Raw genomic sequence first — 14,010 nt, forward strand, 5'->3', positions numbered from 1 at the left:
GGTACTAAGCTTTACTTGGAGTAAAGCTCGACGATCAGGTGTTCGTTAATGTCCGCAGACAGATCAGAACGCTCAGGCTGACGCTTGAACGTACCTTCCATCTTGCCAGCATCAACTTCCAGCCAGGTTGGCTTTTCACGCTGCTCAGCCAGCTCCAGAGCGGCCTTCACGCGAGATTGCTTTTTCGCTTTCTCACGAATGCTAACAACGTCATTCGCTTTAACCTGATAAGAAGCGATGTTAACAACACGACCGTTTACCATGATTGCTTTGTGGCTAACCAGCTGACGTGATTCAGCACGAGTAGCGCCGAAGCCCATACGGTATACAACGTTGTCCAGACGACCTTCCAGCAGAGCCAGCAGGTTTTCACCTGTGTTGCCTTTCAGACGTGCTGCTTCTTTATAGTAGTTACGGAACTGACGCTCCAGCACACCGTACATACGGCGAACTTTTTGCTTTTCACGCAACTGCACACCATAGTCAGACAGACGCGGTTTACGCGCACCGTGCTGGCCAGGAGCTTGTTCAATTTTACACTTGGTATCGATCGCGCGAACGCCAGACTTAAGGAATAAGTCGGTGCCCTCACGACGGCTCAGCTTGAGCTTAGGACCCAAATATCTTGCCATTTTCTATCTCCAACTAACCTAAAAAACGAGCGTTATACGCGACGTTTTTTCGGCGGACGACAACCGTTATGAGGGATCGGAGTCACATCAGTAATATTCGTGATGCGGAAACCAGCGGCGTTCAGAGCGCGAACAGTAGATTCACGACCCGGACCCGGACCTTTAACCATAACTTCCAGATTCTTGATGCCGTATTCTTTTACGGCTTCAGCGCAACGCTCTGCTGCAACCTGAGCTGCGAACGGAGTGGATTTGCGAGAACCACGGAAACCGGAACCACCGGCTGTTGCCCAACCCAATGCGTTACCCTGACGATCAGTAATAGTAACGATGGTGTTGTTGAAAGAAGCATGGATATGAGCCACGCCGTCAGAGACTTGTTTTCTTACACGTTTACGTGCACGAACTGGTGCCTTTGCCATTATTCAATCACCCCGATTATTTCTTGATCGGTTTGCGCGGACCCTTACGGGTACGTGCGTTGGTCTTAGTACGCTGACCGCGCACTGGCAGACCACGACGATGACGCAAACCGCGATAGCAACCAAGATCCATCAGGCGCTTGATGCTCATGCTGATTTCACGGCGCAGATCACCTTCAACGACAAATTTGGCAACTTCGTCACGCAGCGTGTCGATTTGTCCTTCAGACAGCTCACTGATCTTAACATCTTCAGCGATACCCGCTGCAGCCAGGATGGCTTTAGAACGGGTCTTGCCGATGCCGTAGATCGAAGTTAATGCGATCACAGCATGTTTCTGATCAGGAATGTTAATGCCTGCTATACGGGCCACTATGCACTCCTACTATTTAATATGTACGCACCATGCTGAAAAGCCCGTTTTCAGGATACTCAAATGGAAACGTACAGACATACAAAAGATTGGCTGGCTAATCTAGCCAGCTCAACCCAACTTTGCAAGAAAAATATGCGAAATAATCAGCCTTGGCGCTGTTTATGCTTCGGCTCGGCACTGCAAATCACACGGATGACACCATCACGCTTAACGATTTTGCAGTTACGGCATAATTTCTTGACGGAAGCACGAACTTTCATTTTTACTCTCCGTAACTTCTCAGGCGACCAATTAGCGGCCGTAGCCTTTCAGGTTCGCCTTCTTCAATGCAGACTCATACTGACTGGACATCATCAGAGTTTGCACTTGAGCCATAAAGTCCATAATCACGACAACAACGATAAGCAGTGAGGTCCCACCGAAGTAGAACGGTACTTTCATTGCATCACGCATGAACTCCGGGATCAGGCAGATAAAAGTAATATAAAGCGCACCAACCAAAGTCAGGCGGGTCATTACTTTATCGATATACTTCGCCGTTTGCTCTCCCGGACGAATTCCTGGTACAAATGCACCGGACTTCTTCAGGTTATCTGCTGTTTCACGCGGGTTGAAGACCAACGCCGTGTAGAAGAAACAGAAGAAGATGATCGCAGACGCATAGAGTAACACATAAAGTGGTTGCCCAGGCTGCAAATACAGCGAAATTGTTGTCAGCCAGTTCCAACCAGTACCGCCCCCGAACCATGACGCGATGGTTGCCGGGAACAGAATAATACTGGAAGCGAAGATAGCCGGGATAACCCCCGCCATATTCACTTTCAGCGGTAAATGTGTGCTCTGTGCAGCATAGACACGACGACCCTGCTGACGCTTAGCGTAGTTCACCACAATGCGGCGTTGACCACGTTCAACGAAGACAACAAAGAACGTCACTGCAAATACTAATACTGCAACCAACAGCAACAGGAGGAAGTGCAGGTCGCCTTGACGCGCTTGCTCGATAGTATGGGCGATGGCCGGCGGGAGTCCCGCAACGATACCGGCGAAGATAATGATTGAGATACCGTTACCGATACCACGCTCAGTAATCTGTTCGCCGAGCCACATCAGGAACATCGTCCCTGTGACCAGACTAACAACAGCGGTGAAATAGAATGCAAAGCCTGGGTTTAATACCAGGCCCTGCATACCAGGCATATTCGGCAGACCGGTAGCAATACCGATCGACTGGAATATTGCCAGCACCAGAGTACCGTAACGGGTGTACTGACTAATCTTACGACGTCCAGACTCCCCTTCTTTCTTCAGCTCTGCCAGGGCCGGATGAACGACCGTCAGCAGCTGGATAATAATCGATGCCGAAATGTACGGCATAATACCCAGAGCAAAGATAGAAGCACGGCTGAGAGCACCACCAGAGAACATGTTGAACATTTCAATGATGGTGCCTCGCTGTTGCTCAAGCAGTTTGGCAAGTACAGCGGCATCGATACCAGGGATCGGAATAAAAGAGCCAATACGGAACACAATCAGCGCGCCGATAACAAACAGCAGTCTGCGTTTCAGCTCGCCAAATCCACCTTTGGCACTTTGAAAATCTAATCCCGGTTGCTTAGCCATCTGCTACTTATTCCTCAATTTTACCGCCAGCAGCTTCGATAGCAGCACGAGCACCTTTAGTAACACGCAGGCCACGAACAGTTACCGGAGTAGAAACTTCACCAGACAGGATCACTTTCGCGAACTCGATCTGAATACCGATAATGTTAGCCGCTTTCAGCGTGTTCAGGTCTACAACGCCGCCTTCAACTTTCGCCAGGTCAGACAGACGGATTTCCGCTGTGATCGCTGCTTTGCGAGAGGTGAAGCCGAACTTCGGCAGACGACGGTACAGTGGCATCTGGCCACCCTCGAAACCGCGACGTACGCCACCGCCAGAACGAGAGTTCTGACCTTTGTGACCACGACCACCGGTTTTGCCGAGGCCAGAACCGATACCACGACCCAGGCGTTTACCCGCCTTTTTAGAGCCTTCGGCCGGAGACAGAGTATTTAAACGCATCTCTTACTCCTCAACTTTAACCATGAAGTAAACCGCGTTGACCATACCACGAACAGCAGGAGTATCCTCGCGCTCAACGGTATGACCAATACGACGCAGACCCAGGCCAAGCAGCGTTGCCTTGTGTTTCGGCAGACGACCGATTGCACTGCGGGTTTGAGTGATTTTAATAGTCTTTGCCATGGTCAATTACCCCAGAATTTCTTCAACGGATTTACCACGCTTGGCAGCGACCATTTCTGGAGAATTCATATTTTCCAGGCCATCAATAGTTGCACGAACCACGTTGATCGGGTTGGTGGAACCATATGCTTTAGCCAGAACGTTATGAACCCCAGCAACTTCCAGAACGGCGCGCATTGCACCACCGGCGATGATACCGGTACCTTCTGAAGCTGGCTGCATGAATACACGAGAACCCGTGTGAACACCTTTAACTGGGTGCTGCAGGGTGCCGTTGTTCAGCGCGACGTTAATCATATTGCGACGGGCTTTTTCCATCGCTTTCTGGATCGCTGCTGGAACTTCACGCGCTTTACCGTAACCAAAACCAACGCGACCGTTACCATCGCCTACTACAGTCAGAGCTGTGAAGGAGAAAATACGACCACCTTTAACGGTTTTAGATACGCGGTTTACCGCGATCAGCTTTTCCTGCAGTTCGCCAGCCTGTTTTTCGATGTGAGCCATCTTACACCTCTACCTTAGAACTGAAGGCCAGCTTCACGGGCAGCATCTGCCAGTGCCTGGACACGACCATGATATTGGAACCCGGAACGGTCAAAGGAAACATTGCTGATGCCTTTTTCCAGAGCGCGTTCTGCAACAGCTTTACCTACAGCTGCAGCGGCGTCTTTGTTACCGGTGTACTTCAATTGTTCTGAGATAGCTTTTTCTACAGTAGAAGCAGCTACCAGAACTTCAGAACCGTTCGGTGCAATTACCTGTGCGTAAATATGACGCGGGGTACGATGTACCACCAGGCGAGTTGCACCCAGCTCTTTGAGCTTGCGGCGTGCGCGGGTCGCACGACGGATACGAGCAGATTTCTTATCCATAGTGTTACCTTACTTCTTCTTAGCCTCTTTGGTACGCACGACTTCGTCGGCGTAACGAACACCCTTGCCTTTGTAAGGCTCAGGACGACGGTAGGCGCGCAGATCTGCTGCAACCTGACCGATCAGCTGTTTATCAGCGCCTTTCAGCACGATTTCAGTTTGAGTCGGACATTCTGCAGTGATACCGGCCGGCAGCGGATGCTCAACAGGGTGTGAGAAGCCCAGAGACAGGCCTACTGCATTCCCTTTGATAGCTGCACGATAACCTACACCAACCAGCTGAAGCTTTTTAGTGAAGCCTTCGGTAACACCAACAACCATTGAGTTCAGCAGGGCACGCGCGGTACCAGCCTGAGCCCATCCATCCACGAAACCATCACGTGGACCGAAGGTCAGAGCGTTATCTGCATGTTTAACTTCAACAGCTTTGTTGAGGGTACGAGTCAGCTCGCCGTTTTTACCTTTGATCGTAATAACCTGACCGTCGATTTTTACATCAACGCCGGCAGGAATAACGACCGGTGCTTTAGCAACACGAGACATTCTTTCCTCCGATTAGGCTACGTAGCAGATAATTTCGCCACCAAGACCAGCCTGGCGCGCTGCACGATCAGTCATAACACCTTTAGAGGTAGAAACAACTGCGATACCAAGGCCAGCCATAACTTTTGGCAGCTCATCTTTTTTCTTATAGATGCGCAGACCTGGGCGGCTGACACGCTGAATGCTTTCTACAACAGCTTTACCCTGGAAATACTTGAGAGTAAGTTCCAGTTCCGGCTTGGTGTCGCCTTCAACTTTAAAATCTTCGATAAAACCTTCTTCCTTCAGCACGTTGGCAATTGCCACTTTCAGCTTGGCGGAAGGCATGGTGACCGCAACTTTGTTCGCGGCCTGACCGTTACGGATACGGGTCAGCATATCCGCGATCGGATCTTGCATGCTCATCTGTCTTTACTCCCGTGATTCAATTGGTAATTACCAGCTAGCCTTTTTCAAGCCTGGCACTTCACCGCGCATGGCGGCTTCACGCAGTTTGATACGGCTCAACCCAAACTTGCCCACATAACCATGTGGACGACCTGTTTGACGACAGCGGTTACGCTGACGAGACGGGCTGGAATCACGCGGCAGAGACTGCAGCTTGAGAACCGCATTCCAACGATCTTCGTCGGAAGCGTTCACATCAGAAATGATCGCTTTCAGTTCAGCGCGTTTAGCGAAGAATTTATCAGCTAAAGCTACGCGCTTTACTTCGCGTGCTTTCATTGATTGCTTAGCCATTCAGTAACCCTACCTTACTTGCGGAACGGGAAGTCAAAGGCAGCCAGCAGAGCACGGCCTTCTTCGTCAGATTTCGCAGTAGTGGTAATGGTAATATCCAAACCACGCACGCGGTCGACTTTATCGTAGTCGATTTCTGGGAAGATGATCTGCTCACGGACACCCATGCTGTAGTTACCACGACCGTCGAAAGACTTCGCGGACAGGCCACGGAAGTCACGGATACGTGGAACAGCAATAGTGATCAGGCGCTCAAAGAACTCCCACATGCGTTCGCCACGCAGAGTTACTTTACAGCCGATCGGATAGCCCTGACGGATTTTGAAGCCTGCAACAGATTTGCGTGCTTTGGTGATCAGCGGTTTTTGACCGGAGATTGCTGTCAGGTCAGCTGCTGCGTTATCCAGCAGTTTCTTGTCAGCGATCGCTTCACCAACACCCATGTTCAGGGTGATCTTCTCGACCCGAGGGACTTGCATGACAGAATTGTAGTTAAACTCGGTCATGAGTTTCTTAACTACTTCGTCTTTGTAGTAATCATGCAGTTTCGCCATCGTACTACTCCAAATTACTTGATAGTTTCGCTGTTAGACTTGAAGAAACGGACTTTTTTGCCGTCTTCGAATCTAAAGCCTACACGGTCAGCCTTACCGGTAGCCGCATTGAAGATTGCAACGTTAGAAACCTGAATAGCAGCTTCTTTTTCAACGATGCCGCCTGGTTGGTTCAGGGCCGGAACCGGCTTCTGATGTTTCTTAACCAGGTTGATACCTTCAACGACAAGTTTGCCGGAAGACAGAACATTTTTTACTTTACCGCGTTTACCTTTATCTTTACCGGTTAACACGATAACTTCGTCATCACGACGGATTTTCGCTGCCATGATTCGCTCCTTAGAGTACTTCTGGTGCCAGAGAGATAATTTTCATGAACTTCTCAGTACGAAGTTCACGAGTTACCGGCCCAAAGATACGCGTGCCGATAGGCTGCTCGCTGTTATTGTTTAAAATAACGCATGCATTACCATCGAAGCGAATGACAGAACCGTCAGGGCGACGAACACCCTTCTTGGTGCGCACCACTACCGCCTTCAGCACATCACCTTTTTTGACCTTACCACGTGGAATTGCTTCCTTGATGGTGATCTTGATGATGTCGCCTACGCCTGCGTAGCGACGGTGCGAGCCACCCAGAACCTTGATACACATTACGCGACGTGCACCGGAGTTGTCGGCGACGTTCAGCATAGTCTGTTCTTGGATCATTTTAGTGCTCCGCTAATGTCAACTACTACCTGAGACTCTAAAATCAGAGCCGTTAAAAAGCCCCATATCGAGGGCGCGGCATTATAACACCGCTTCTGCAATATGGGTAGAAAAAATAAACGGCTCATCGCTGAGCCGTTTATTCGTATTGAGAAGGCGTACTGTATTACAGAACCGCTTTCTCTACAACGCGAACCAGCGTCCAGGACTTAGTCTTGGACAGTGGACGGCATTCACGGATTTCAACCTTGTCGCCGATACCACATTCGTTGTTCTCGTCATGTACGTGCAGTTTGGTCGTACGCTTGATGAATTTACCGTAGATCGGGTGTTTCACAATACGTTCGATAGCTACAACAATGGATTTCTCCATTTTGTCGCTAACAACACGACCTTGCAGAGTACGGATTTTATCGGTCATTACGCACCCGCCTTCTGAGTCAGTAAAGTCTTAACGCGTGCAACATTGCGACGCACTTGCTTCAGCAGGTGAGTCTGTTGCAGCTGGCCACTTGCAGCCTGCATGCGCAGGTTGAACTGCTCACGCAGCAGGTTCAGCAGCTCAGCGTTCAGCTCTTCAACGCTTTTTTCACGCAGCTCTTTTGCTTTCATTACATCACCGTCTTAGTTACAAAGGTGGTTTTGATAGGCAGTTTCGCTGCTGCCAGGCCGAAGGCTTCACGGGCCAGCTCTTCCGGAACACCGTCCATTTCATAAAGGACTTTGCCCGGTTGGATCAAGGCAACCCAGTACTCCACGTTACCTTTACCTTTACCCATACGAACTTCCAGTGGCTTCTCGGTGATCGGTTTGTCCGGGAATACACGGATCCAGATCTTACCTTGACGCTTAACTGCACGGGTCATTGCACGACGTGCTGCTTCGATCTGACGTGCAGTCAGACGACCACGGCCAACAGCTTTCAGACCGAAAGTGCCGAAGCTAACATCCGTACCCTGCGCCAGACCACGGTTGCGGCCTTTGTGCACTTTACGGAATTTTGTACGCTTTGGTTGTAACATCAGCGACGCTCCTTATTTACGGCCTTTACGCTGCTGCTTTTTAGGTTGAGCAGCCGGTTTTTCCGGTTGTTCAACAGCAGCCATACCACCCAGGATCTCACCTTTGAAGATCCATACCTTAACGCCGATTACACCGTAAGTGGTGTGCGCTTCAGAGGTGTTGTAGTCGATGTCAGCACGCAGAGTGTGCAGCGGTACGCGACCTTCACGGTACCATTCGGTACGTGCGATTTCCGCGCCGCCCAGACGGCCGCTAACTTCAACTTTGATACCTTTAGCGCCCAGACGCATTGCGTTCTGTACAGCACGCTTCATAGCACGACGGAACATAACACGACGTTCCAGCTGAGAAGTGATGCTGTCAGCAACCAATTTAGCGTCCAGTTCAGGCTTACGAACTTCAGCGATATTGATCTGTGCAGGAACGCCAGCGATATCCGCTACGACCTTGCGCAGTTTTTCTACGTCTTCGCCTTTCTTACCGATAACGATGCCAGGACGAGCAGTGTGAATAGTCACACGGATGCTCTTCGCTGGACGCTCGATAACGATACGAGATACAGACGCTTTAGCCAGTTCCTTAGTCAGGTACTGACGTACTTTAAAATCGCTGTCCAGGTTGTCAGCGAATTCTTTGGTGTTCGCAAACCAGGTAGAGTTCCATGGTTTTACAATACCCAGGCGAATACCATTAGGATGTACTTTCTGACCCATTGCTAGTCTCCAGAGTCTCAGCGATCGGACACAACCACAGTAATGTGGCTGGTGCGCTTCAGGATGCGATCTGCACGACCTTTCGCACGCGGCATAATGCGCTTCATGCTTGGGCCTTCATCTACGAAAATTTTCGCGACTTTCAGATCGTCGATGTCAGCGCCATCGTTGTGTTCAGCGTTAGCAATGGCAGATTCCAGTACTTTCTTGACCAATACCGCAGCTTTCTTGTTGGTATAGGTCAGGATGTCCAGGGCCTGCGACACTTTCTTACCGCGAATCAGGTCAGCAACAAGGCGAACCTTCTGTGCAGAAGAACGAGCATGGCGATGTTGAGCTAAAGTTTCCATCTCTTCCTCCTACCTTATTTCTTCTTCGCTTTTTTATCAGCAGCGTGGCCGCGATAAGTACGAGTCGGTGCGAATTCACCCAGTTTGTGACCAACCATTTCGTCGGTAACAAAGACTGGAACGTGCTGACGACCATTATGGACAGCGATGGTCAAACCGATCATGTTAGGAAAGATCGTTGAACGACGGGACCAAGTGCGCAGGGGCTTCTTGTCTCCGCTTTCCACCGCTTTCTCTACCTTCTTCAGCAAGTGCAGGTCAATAAAAGGACCTTTCTTGAGAGAACGTGGCATGGCTTATCCTCTAAAATTATTTGCTACGGCGACGTACGATAAATTTATCAGTACGCTTGTTGCTGCGGGTCTTCTTACCTTTGGTCTGAACGCCCCACGGAGTTACCGGGTGCTTACCAAAGTTACGACCTTCACCACCACCATGTGGGTGGTCGACTGGGTTCATCGCAGTACCGCGAACGGTAGGACGAACACCACGCCAGCGTGCAGCACCAGCTTTACCCAGAACGCGCAGCATATGCTCAGCATTGCCAACTTCGCCCAGAGTAGCGCGGCAGTCTGCTTCGACTTTACGCATTTCACCAGAACGCAGACGCAGGGTGACATAAGCACCGTCACGCGCAACGATCTGAACGTAAGTACCAGCGGAACGTGCCAGCTGACCGCCTTTACCTGGTTTCATTTCTACGTTATGAACGGTAGAACCAACCGGGATATTGCGCATCGGCAGGGTGTTGCCTGCTTTGATTGCAGCATCAACGCCAGACTGAATCTGGTCGCCAGCTTTCAGGCCTTTAGGGGCCAGGATGTAACGGCGTTCGCCGTCTTTGTACAGAACCAGCGCGATGTTCGCGGAACGGTTCGGATCGTACTCAAGACGTTCAACAACTGCTGGGATACCGTCTTTGTTGCGTTTGAAGTCAACAATACGATAAGCCTGCTTGTGGCCACCACCGATGTGACGAGTGGTGATACGGCCATTGTTGTTACGACCACCGGATTTGCTGTTTTTTTCCAGCAACGGAGCAAAAGGTTTGCCCTTGTGCAGCTCAGGGTTAACCACTTTAACTACGTGGCGACGACCCGGAGATGTCGGTTTACATTTAACAACTGCCATTGTATTACTCCTCCGACTTACTCAGCGCCGCCAACGAAGTCCAGGTTCTGGCCTTCTTTCAGGGTGACGTAAGCTTTTTTCCAGTCGCTACGACGACCGATACGCTGTCCGTGACGTTTAACTTTCCCTTTAACTACCAGGGTGTTAACGACTTCGACTTCGACTTCAAACAGTTTCTGCACAGCAGCTTTGATCTCTGCTTTGGTCGCGTCTTTAGCAACTTTGAGAACGATGGTGTTTGTTTTTTCCATCGCAGTAGACGCTTTTTCAGAAACGTGCGGTGCGCGAAGCACCTTCAGCAGACGTTCTTCACGAATCATGCCAGCATCTCCTCAACTTGCTTAACAGCATCAGCAGTCATTACGACTTTGTCGAAGGCGATCAGGCTAACCGGGTCGATACCAGTCGCATCGCGTACGTCAACCTTGTGCAGGTTACGTGCGGCCAGGAACAGGTTCTCGTCCAGCTCACCGGTGATGATCAGCACATCTTCCAGAGCCATGTCTTTCAGTTTCTGTGCCAGCAGCTTAGTTTTAGGCGCTTCAACAGAGAACTTCTCGACAACGATCAGACGATCCTGACGTACCAGTTCGGACAGGATGCTTTTCAGCGCGCCGCGGTACATCTTTTTGTTAACTTTTTGACTGTGGTCCTGTGGACGCGCAGCGAAGGTCACGCCACCTGAACGCCAGATCGGGCTCTTGATAGAACCTGAACGCGCACGGCCGGTACCTTTCTGGCGCCATGGCTTTTTGCCAGAACCAGTTACTTCAGCACGAGTCTTCTGAGCACGAGTACCCTGACGAGCACCAGCTGCATAAGCAACAACAACCTGGTGAACCAGCGCTTCGTTGAAATCACGACCGAAGGTAGTTTCGGAAACAGTCAGCGCGCTCTGCGCGTCTTTCAATACTAATTCCATTGCTATCCCCTTACGCCTTCACAGCTGGTTTAACGATCAGGTCGCTACCGGTTGCACCCGGGACCGCACCTTTAACCAGCAGCAGGTTGCGCTCAGCGTCAACACGTACTACGTCCAGGCTCTGAACGGTTACACGTTCGTTACCCAGCTGACCTGCCATTTTCTTGCCTTTGAACACTTTGCCCGGAGTCTGGTTCTGACCGATAGAACCCGGAACGCGGTGAGACAAGGAGTTACCGTGAGTAGCGTCCTGGGTACGGAAGTTCCAGCGCTTAACGGTACCAGCAAAACCTTTACCTTTAGAGGTACCGGTTACGTCAACTTTTTTAACGTCAGCAAACAGCTCAACGCTAATGTCCTGACCTACGGTGAACTCTTCGCCTTCAGCAAGACGGAATTCCCACAGACCACGGCCAGCTTCTACGCCAGCTTTAGCGAAGTGACCCGCTTCTGGTTTGGTTACACGGTTAGCTTTTTTAGCACCAGTGGTAACCTGAATAGCGCGGTAGCCATCGTTAGCCAGATCTTTAACCTGAGTAACGCGGTTTGCTTCAACTTCGATTACGGTTACTGGGATAGAAACGCCATCTTCAGTGAAGATGCGGGTCATACCCACTTTTTTACCGACTAAACCAATCATTGTTTCAACCTCTCAATCGCTCGATGACCTGATTAACCCAGGCTGATCTGCACGTCTACACCGGCAGCCAGATCCAGACGCATCAGAGCATCAACGGTTTTCTCAGTTGGCTCAACGATGTCAACCAGACGCTTGTGAGTGCGGATTTCGTACTGATCGCGCGCGTCTTTGTTGACGTGCGGGGAGATCAGAACGGTGAAGCGCTCTTTGCGGGTCGGCAGCGGGATCGGACCACGGACTTGCGCACCAGTGCGCTTAGCAGTCTCGACGATTTCCGCGGTTGATTGATCGATCAGACGATGATCAAACGCTTTAAGGCGGATACGGATTCTTTGGTTCTGCATGAGACCAGAGCTCCAATTATTTTATAAACGAAAATGATTACTCCTCAAACCCATTACGATTGATGGGAGAGTGTAACCGTTCTTACGTAGCCCCCCAATTGGGAGCATTGTTGAGTAACAAAATGAGCTACTCTGGTTCTGATTGAACCCGCCGTCAATTACGACAAGCCCGCGCATTATACGTAAATCAGAGAAAGACGCAAGTGCCGTTTAGAAATTAAGCGTCAAAGGCTCAGTATGCGTAGGACTGCGCAACTTTTTACGCCGTATATCCTTTCTGAATTTTTTTATTTGAAGCCGCTACGCAATTGCTGTTTTTGTGCGTTGCCGGACAGGCAGATTGTAACGAGTATGCGCTCAAAACCTTTTGAGGCCTTTTCCATGCTAGCCACCCTCCCCTTCCTGATGATCTATTTTTCTCTGACGGCCTTACTCGTACGCGCTGATATTCGCGACGGTTTGCTGCCCGATAAATTTCTCTGCCCGTTGCTCTGGACGGGCCTGCTCTACCAGGTCTTTATCCATCCTGATTTTCTGCCGAGTGCCGTAATGGGAGCGGTGGCTGGATATCTTGGTTTTGCCACGATTTACTGGGGCTATCGGCTTATCTGCCGGCGGGAAGGAATGGGATATGGCGATGTGAAGTATCTGGCAGGACTTGGTGCGTGGCATGGCTGGTGCATACTGCCTAAACTGGCGTTACTCGCCGCGCTTATGGCGCTGCTTTGCATTCTTGTTTTTTCATTTCTCACCTCAGATAAAGGAGCATTAAAAAACCCACTGCCTTTTGGACCATTTCTGGCAGCAGCGGGTTTATGCGTTGGATGGGAAAATCTGATTAATTTTCCACTTTGATCTGAGACTGTAGGTAGTTCTGAAGGCCAATTTTGCTAATGAGATCCAGTTCGGTTTCCAGCCAGTCAATGTGGCCTTCTTCATCGGCAAGGATCTGGATCATCATATCGCGGCTCACATAGTCATGGACGCTGTCAGCATAAGCAATGGCTTCACGCAGATCTTTCGCACCTTCCAGCTCCAGCCGGAGGTCAGAACGCAGCATCTCTTCGACATCCTCACCGATGCCCAGCTTGCCGAGATCCTGCAGGTTTGGGATGCCTTCAAGGAATAAGATACGCTCGATGTATTTATCGGCGTGTTTCATCTCATCTATAGATTCATGGTACTCAACGTCATTCAGACGTGTCAGACCCCAGTTTTTAAACATTCTCGCGTGAAGAAAGTACTGGTTGATTGCGACAAGCTCATTTCCCAATAATTTATTGAGATAACTTATGATTTTAACATCACCTTTCATTATATAGTCCCTCCGCTTCCACTCATTGAAGCGTAGAACGGGCTACGGGGATGTCAAAAAAAAGATAGAGGCTTACGCGATCTCTTTGAATTCCGGGATCTGCATCAATTCGTCCTGCATGATCTCACGCGCTGCGCGAACGCATTTACCGCATTGATTTCCCACCGGAACAAATTTGCGAAGCTGCTGGAAAGATTGTGGCTGAAACTGGCGAACGGCCTGACGAATTTTCTTGTCGCTTACACCATTACATAAACAAACGTACATAGAGACTCCCGTTCAAAATATGCGCAAAGTGTAAGTGAGAATGGTTATGATTACAATAGCACATACGCCAGGATACGGGCCGGGAGCGGTTAAAAAATGCGAAATTTTGTGACAAGGAAAGGTACAGAAAACAAAAAAGGACGCCGAAGCGTCCTTTTTTATTCAGGGATAATTAATTAGCCCAGAACTTTAGCAACAACGCC

At 50.0% G+C, this 14,010-nt stretch carries 29 protein-coding genes; 1 reads left to right on the top strand and 28 read right to left on the bottom strand.

Annotation, left to right across the window (positions count from 1 at the left end; all coding sequences use genetic code 11):
* Nucleotides 1-11: 11 nt before the first annotated feature.
* The 26 genes from rpsD to rpsJ form a co-directional block, all read right to left on the bottom strand.
* The gene (rpsD, locus tag IM313_RS13720; RefSeq protein WP_004868345.1) at nucleotides 12-632 is read right to left on the bottom strand and encodes a 30S ribosomal protein S4; all 621 of its coding nucleotides are present in this window, start codon (nucleotides 630-632) and stop codon (nucleotides 12-14) included.
* Nucleotides 633-664: 32 nt separating this feature from the next.
* Nucleotides 665-1,054, bottom strand: coding sequence for a 30S ribosomal protein S11 (gene rpsK / locus IM313_RS13725; RefSeq protein WP_003863312.1), 390 nt, complete (start codon nucleotides 1,052-1,054; stop codon nucleotides 665-667).
* Nucleotides 1,055-1,070: 16 nt separating this feature from the next.
* Nucleotides 1,071-1,427 carry a 30S ribosomal protein S13 gene (rpsM, locus tag IM313_RS13730; RefSeq protein ID WP_013099021.1) on the bottom strand — a complete coding sequence of 119 codons (357 nt, stop codon included), beginning with the start codon at nucleotides 1,425-1,427 and terminating at the stop codon, nucleotides 1,071-1,073.
* Between the two features lie 146 nt (nucleotides 1,428-1,573).
* Nucleotides 1,574-1,690 (bottom strand): 50S ribosomal protein L36, encoded by a 117-nt coding sequence (gene rpmJ, locus IM313_RS13735; RefSeq protein WP_000868187.1) that lies wholly within the window; start codon nucleotides 1,688-1,690, stop codon nucleotides 1,574-1,576.
* 31 nt (nucleotides 1,691-1,721) lie between these two features.
* Nucleotides 1,722-3,053, bottom strand: a complete 1,332-nt coding sequence (gene secY / locus IM313_RS13740) for a preprotein translocase subunit SecY (RefSeq protein ID WP_003863305.1) — start codon at nucleotides 3,051-3,053, stop codon at nucleotides 1,722-1,724.
* A gap of 7 nt (nucleotides 3,054-3,060) precedes the next feature.
* Entirely contained in the window at nucleotides 3,061-3,495 is a 435-nt protein-coding gene (gene rplO / locus IM313_RS13745) for a 50S ribosomal protein L15 (protein WP_014885468.1), read from the bottom strand.
* Between the two features lie 3 nt (nucleotides 3,496-3,498).
* On the bottom strand, nucleotides 3,499-3,678 hold the full coding sequence (rpmD, locus tag IM313_RS13750) for a 50S ribosomal protein L30 (RefSeq protein ID WP_003863301.1): 180 nt from the start codon (nucleotides 3,676-3,678) through the stop codon (nucleotides 3,499-3,501).
* Between the two features lie 6 nt (nucleotides 3,679-3,684).
* Nucleotides 3,685-4,185 (bottom strand): 30S ribosomal protein S5, encoded by a 501-nt coding sequence (gene rpsE / locus IM313_RS13755; RefSeq protein WP_003863299.1) that lies wholly within the window; start codon nucleotides 4,183-4,185, stop codon nucleotides 3,685-3,687.
* A gap of 14 nt (nucleotides 4,186-4,199) precedes the next feature.
* Complete coding sequence (gene rplR, locus IM313_RS13760) at nucleotides 4,200-4,553, bottom strand: 50S ribosomal protein L18 (protein ID WP_003863297.1); 354 nt, start codon at nucleotides 4,551-4,553, stop codon at nucleotides 4,200-4,202.
* 9 nt (nucleotides 4,554-4,562) lie between these two features.
* A complete protein-coding gene (rplF, locus tag IM313_RS13765; protein ID WP_003863296.1) occupies nucleotides 4,563-5,096 on the bottom strand; it encodes a 50S ribosomal protein L6 in 534 nt (177 codons plus the stop codon).
* Nucleotides 5,097-5,108: 12 nt separating this feature from the next.
* A complete protein-coding gene (gene rpsH, locus IM313_RS13770) occupies nucleotides 5,109-5,501 on the bottom strand; it encodes a 30S ribosomal protein S8 (protein ID WP_006178918.1) in 393 nt (130 codons plus the stop codon).
* Between the two features lie 30 nt (nucleotides 5,502-5,531).
* Nucleotides 5,532-5,837, bottom strand: a complete 306-nt coding sequence (gene rpsN, locus IM313_RS13775; RefSeq protein ID WP_003863291.1) for a 30S ribosomal protein S14 — start codon at nucleotides 5,835-5,837, stop codon at nucleotides 5,532-5,534.
* A 14-nt stretch (nucleotides 5,838-5,851) separates the two neighbouring features.
* Nucleotides 5,852-6,391, bottom strand: coding sequence for a 50S ribosomal protein L5 (gene rplE, locus IM313_RS13780; RefSeq protein WP_001096202.1), 540 nt, complete (start codon nucleotides 6,389-6,391; stop codon nucleotides 5,852-5,854).
* A 14-nt stretch (nucleotides 6,392-6,405) separates the two neighbouring features.
* The gene (rplX, locus tag IM313_RS13785; RefSeq protein WP_003863287.1) at nucleotides 6,406-6,720 is read right to left on the bottom strand and encodes a 50S ribosomal protein L24; all 315 of its coding nucleotides are present in this window, start codon (nucleotides 6,718-6,720) and stop codon (nucleotides 6,406-6,408) included.
* Nucleotides 6,721-6,730: 10 nt separating this feature from the next.
* The gene (rplN, locus tag IM313_RS13790) at nucleotides 6,731-7,102 is read right to left on the bottom strand and encodes a 50S ribosomal protein L14 (RefSeq protein ID WP_002919748.1); all 372 of its coding nucleotides are present in this window, start codon (nucleotides 7,100-7,102) and stop codon (nucleotides 6,731-6,733) included.
* A gap of 166 nt (nucleotides 7,103-7,268) precedes the next feature.
* Nucleotides 7,269-7,523, bottom strand: coding sequence for a 30S ribosomal protein S17 (rpsQ, locus tag IM313_RS13795; RefSeq protein WP_008503489.1), 255 nt, complete (start codon nucleotides 7,521-7,523; stop codon nucleotides 7,269-7,271).
* Nucleotides 7,523-7,714 carry a 50S ribosomal protein L29 gene (gene rpmC, locus IM313_RS13800; protein WP_003863282.1) on the bottom strand — a complete coding sequence of 64 codons (192 nt, stop codon included), beginning with the start codon at nucleotides 7,712-7,714 and terminating at the stop codon, nucleotides 7,523-7,525. The genes rpsQ and rpmC overlap by 1 nt, the downstream gene beginning before the upstream one ends.
* Complete coding sequence (gene rplP / locus IM313_RS13805) at nucleotides 7,714-8,124, bottom strand: 50S ribosomal protein L16 (RefSeq protein WP_002919759.1); 411 nt, start codon at nucleotides 8,122-8,124, stop codon at nucleotides 7,714-7,716. Before rplP ends, rpmC begins: the two co-directional genes overlap by 1 nt.
* Nucleotides 8,125-8,136: 12 nt before the next feature.
* Nucleotides 8,137-8,838 carry a 30S ribosomal protein S3 gene (gene rpsC, locus IM313_RS13810; protein ID WP_000529945.1) on the bottom strand — a complete coding sequence of 234 codons (702 nt, stop codon included), beginning with the start codon at nucleotides 8,836-8,838 and terminating at the stop codon, nucleotides 8,137-8,139.
* A gap of 17 nt (nucleotides 8,839-8,855) precedes the next feature.
* Nucleotides 8,856-9,188 carry a 50S ribosomal protein L22 gene (gene rplV / locus IM313_RS13815; RefSeq protein WP_002919773.1) on the bottom strand — a complete coding sequence of 111 codons (333 nt, stop codon included), beginning with the start codon at nucleotides 9,186-9,188 and terminating at the stop codon, nucleotides 8,856-8,858.
* A 14-nt stretch (nucleotides 9,189-9,202) separates the two neighbouring features.
* A complete protein-coding gene (gene rpsS / locus IM313_RS13820) occupies nucleotides 9,203-9,481 on the bottom strand; it encodes a 30S ribosomal protein S19 (protein ID WP_001138117.1) in 279 nt (92 codons plus the stop codon).
* A 16-nt stretch (nucleotides 9,482-9,497) separates the two neighbouring features.
* The gene (gene rplB / locus IM313_RS13825; RefSeq protein WP_000301859.1) at nucleotides 9,498-10,319 is read right to left on the bottom strand and encodes a 50S ribosomal protein L2; all 822 of its coding nucleotides are present in this window, start codon (nucleotides 10,317-10,319) and stop codon (nucleotides 9,498-9,500) included.
* A 17-nt stretch (nucleotides 10,320-10,336) separates the two neighbouring features.
* Nucleotides 10,337-10,639, bottom strand: a complete 303-nt coding sequence (gene rplW / locus IM313_RS13830) for a 50S ribosomal protein L23 (protein WP_000617546.1) — start codon at nucleotides 10,637-10,639, stop codon at nucleotides 10,337-10,339.
* The gene (rplD, locus tag IM313_RS13835) at nucleotides 10,636-11,241 is read right to left on the bottom strand and encodes a 50S ribosomal protein L4 (protein ID WP_000424395.1); all 606 of its coding nucleotides are present in this window, start codon (nucleotides 11,239-11,241) and stop codon (nucleotides 10,636-10,638) included. Before rplD ends, rplW begins: the two co-directional genes overlap by 4 nt.
* Nucleotides 11,242-11,251: 10 nt before the next feature.
* Nucleotides 11,252-11,881: a 50S ribosomal protein L3 gene (gene rplC, locus IM313_RS13840; protein WP_003863274.1), complete on the bottom strand. Its 630-nt coding sequence runs from the start codon at nucleotides 11,879-11,881 to the stop codon at nucleotides 11,252-11,254.
* 32 nt (nucleotides 11,882-11,913) lie between these two features.
* A complete protein-coding gene (rpsJ, locus tag IM313_RS13845) occupies nucleotides 11,914-12,225 on the bottom strand; it encodes a 30S ribosomal protein S10 (protein WP_001181005.1) in 312 nt (103 codons plus the stop codon).
* A 381-nt stretch (nucleotides 12,226-12,606) separates the two neighbouring features.
* Here rpsJ and IM313_RS13850 point away from each other — a divergent pair, with 381 nt between their 5' ends.
* Nucleotides 12,607-13,080, top strand: coding sequence for an A24 family peptidase (locus IM313_RS13850; protein ID WP_049000152.1), 474 nt, complete (start codon nucleotides 12,607-12,609; stop codon nucleotides 13,078-13,080).
* Here IM313_RS13850 and bfr read toward each other — a convergent pair.
* Both bfr and bfd read right to left on the bottom strand, forming a co-directional pair.
* Nucleotides 13,064-13,540 carry a bacterioferritin gene (gene bfr / locus IM313_RS13855; protein ID WP_028014636.1) on the bottom strand — a complete coding sequence of 159 codons (477 nt, stop codon included), beginning with the start codon at nucleotides 13,538-13,540 and terminating at the stop codon, nucleotides 13,064-13,066. The two genes, IM313_RS13850 and bfr, sit on opposite strands and share 17 nt — an antisense overlap.
* A gap of 72 nt (nucleotides 13,541-13,612) precedes the next feature.
* Nucleotides 13,613-13,807 carry a bacterioferritin-associated ferredoxin gene (bfd, locus tag IM313_RS13860; protein ID WP_003863268.1) on the bottom strand — a complete coding sequence of 65 codons (195 nt, stop codon included), beginning with the start codon at nucleotides 13,805-13,807 and terminating at the stop codon, nucleotides 13,613-13,615.
* Nucleotides 13,808-14,010: the final 203 nt, after the last annotated feature.

The organism is Enterobacter cloacae complex sp. P2B (assembly GCF_014895985.1).
Classification (GTDB): domain Bacteria; phylum Pseudomonadota; class Gammaproteobacteria; order Enterobacterales; family Enterobacteriaceae; genus Enterobacter; species Enterobacter bugandensis.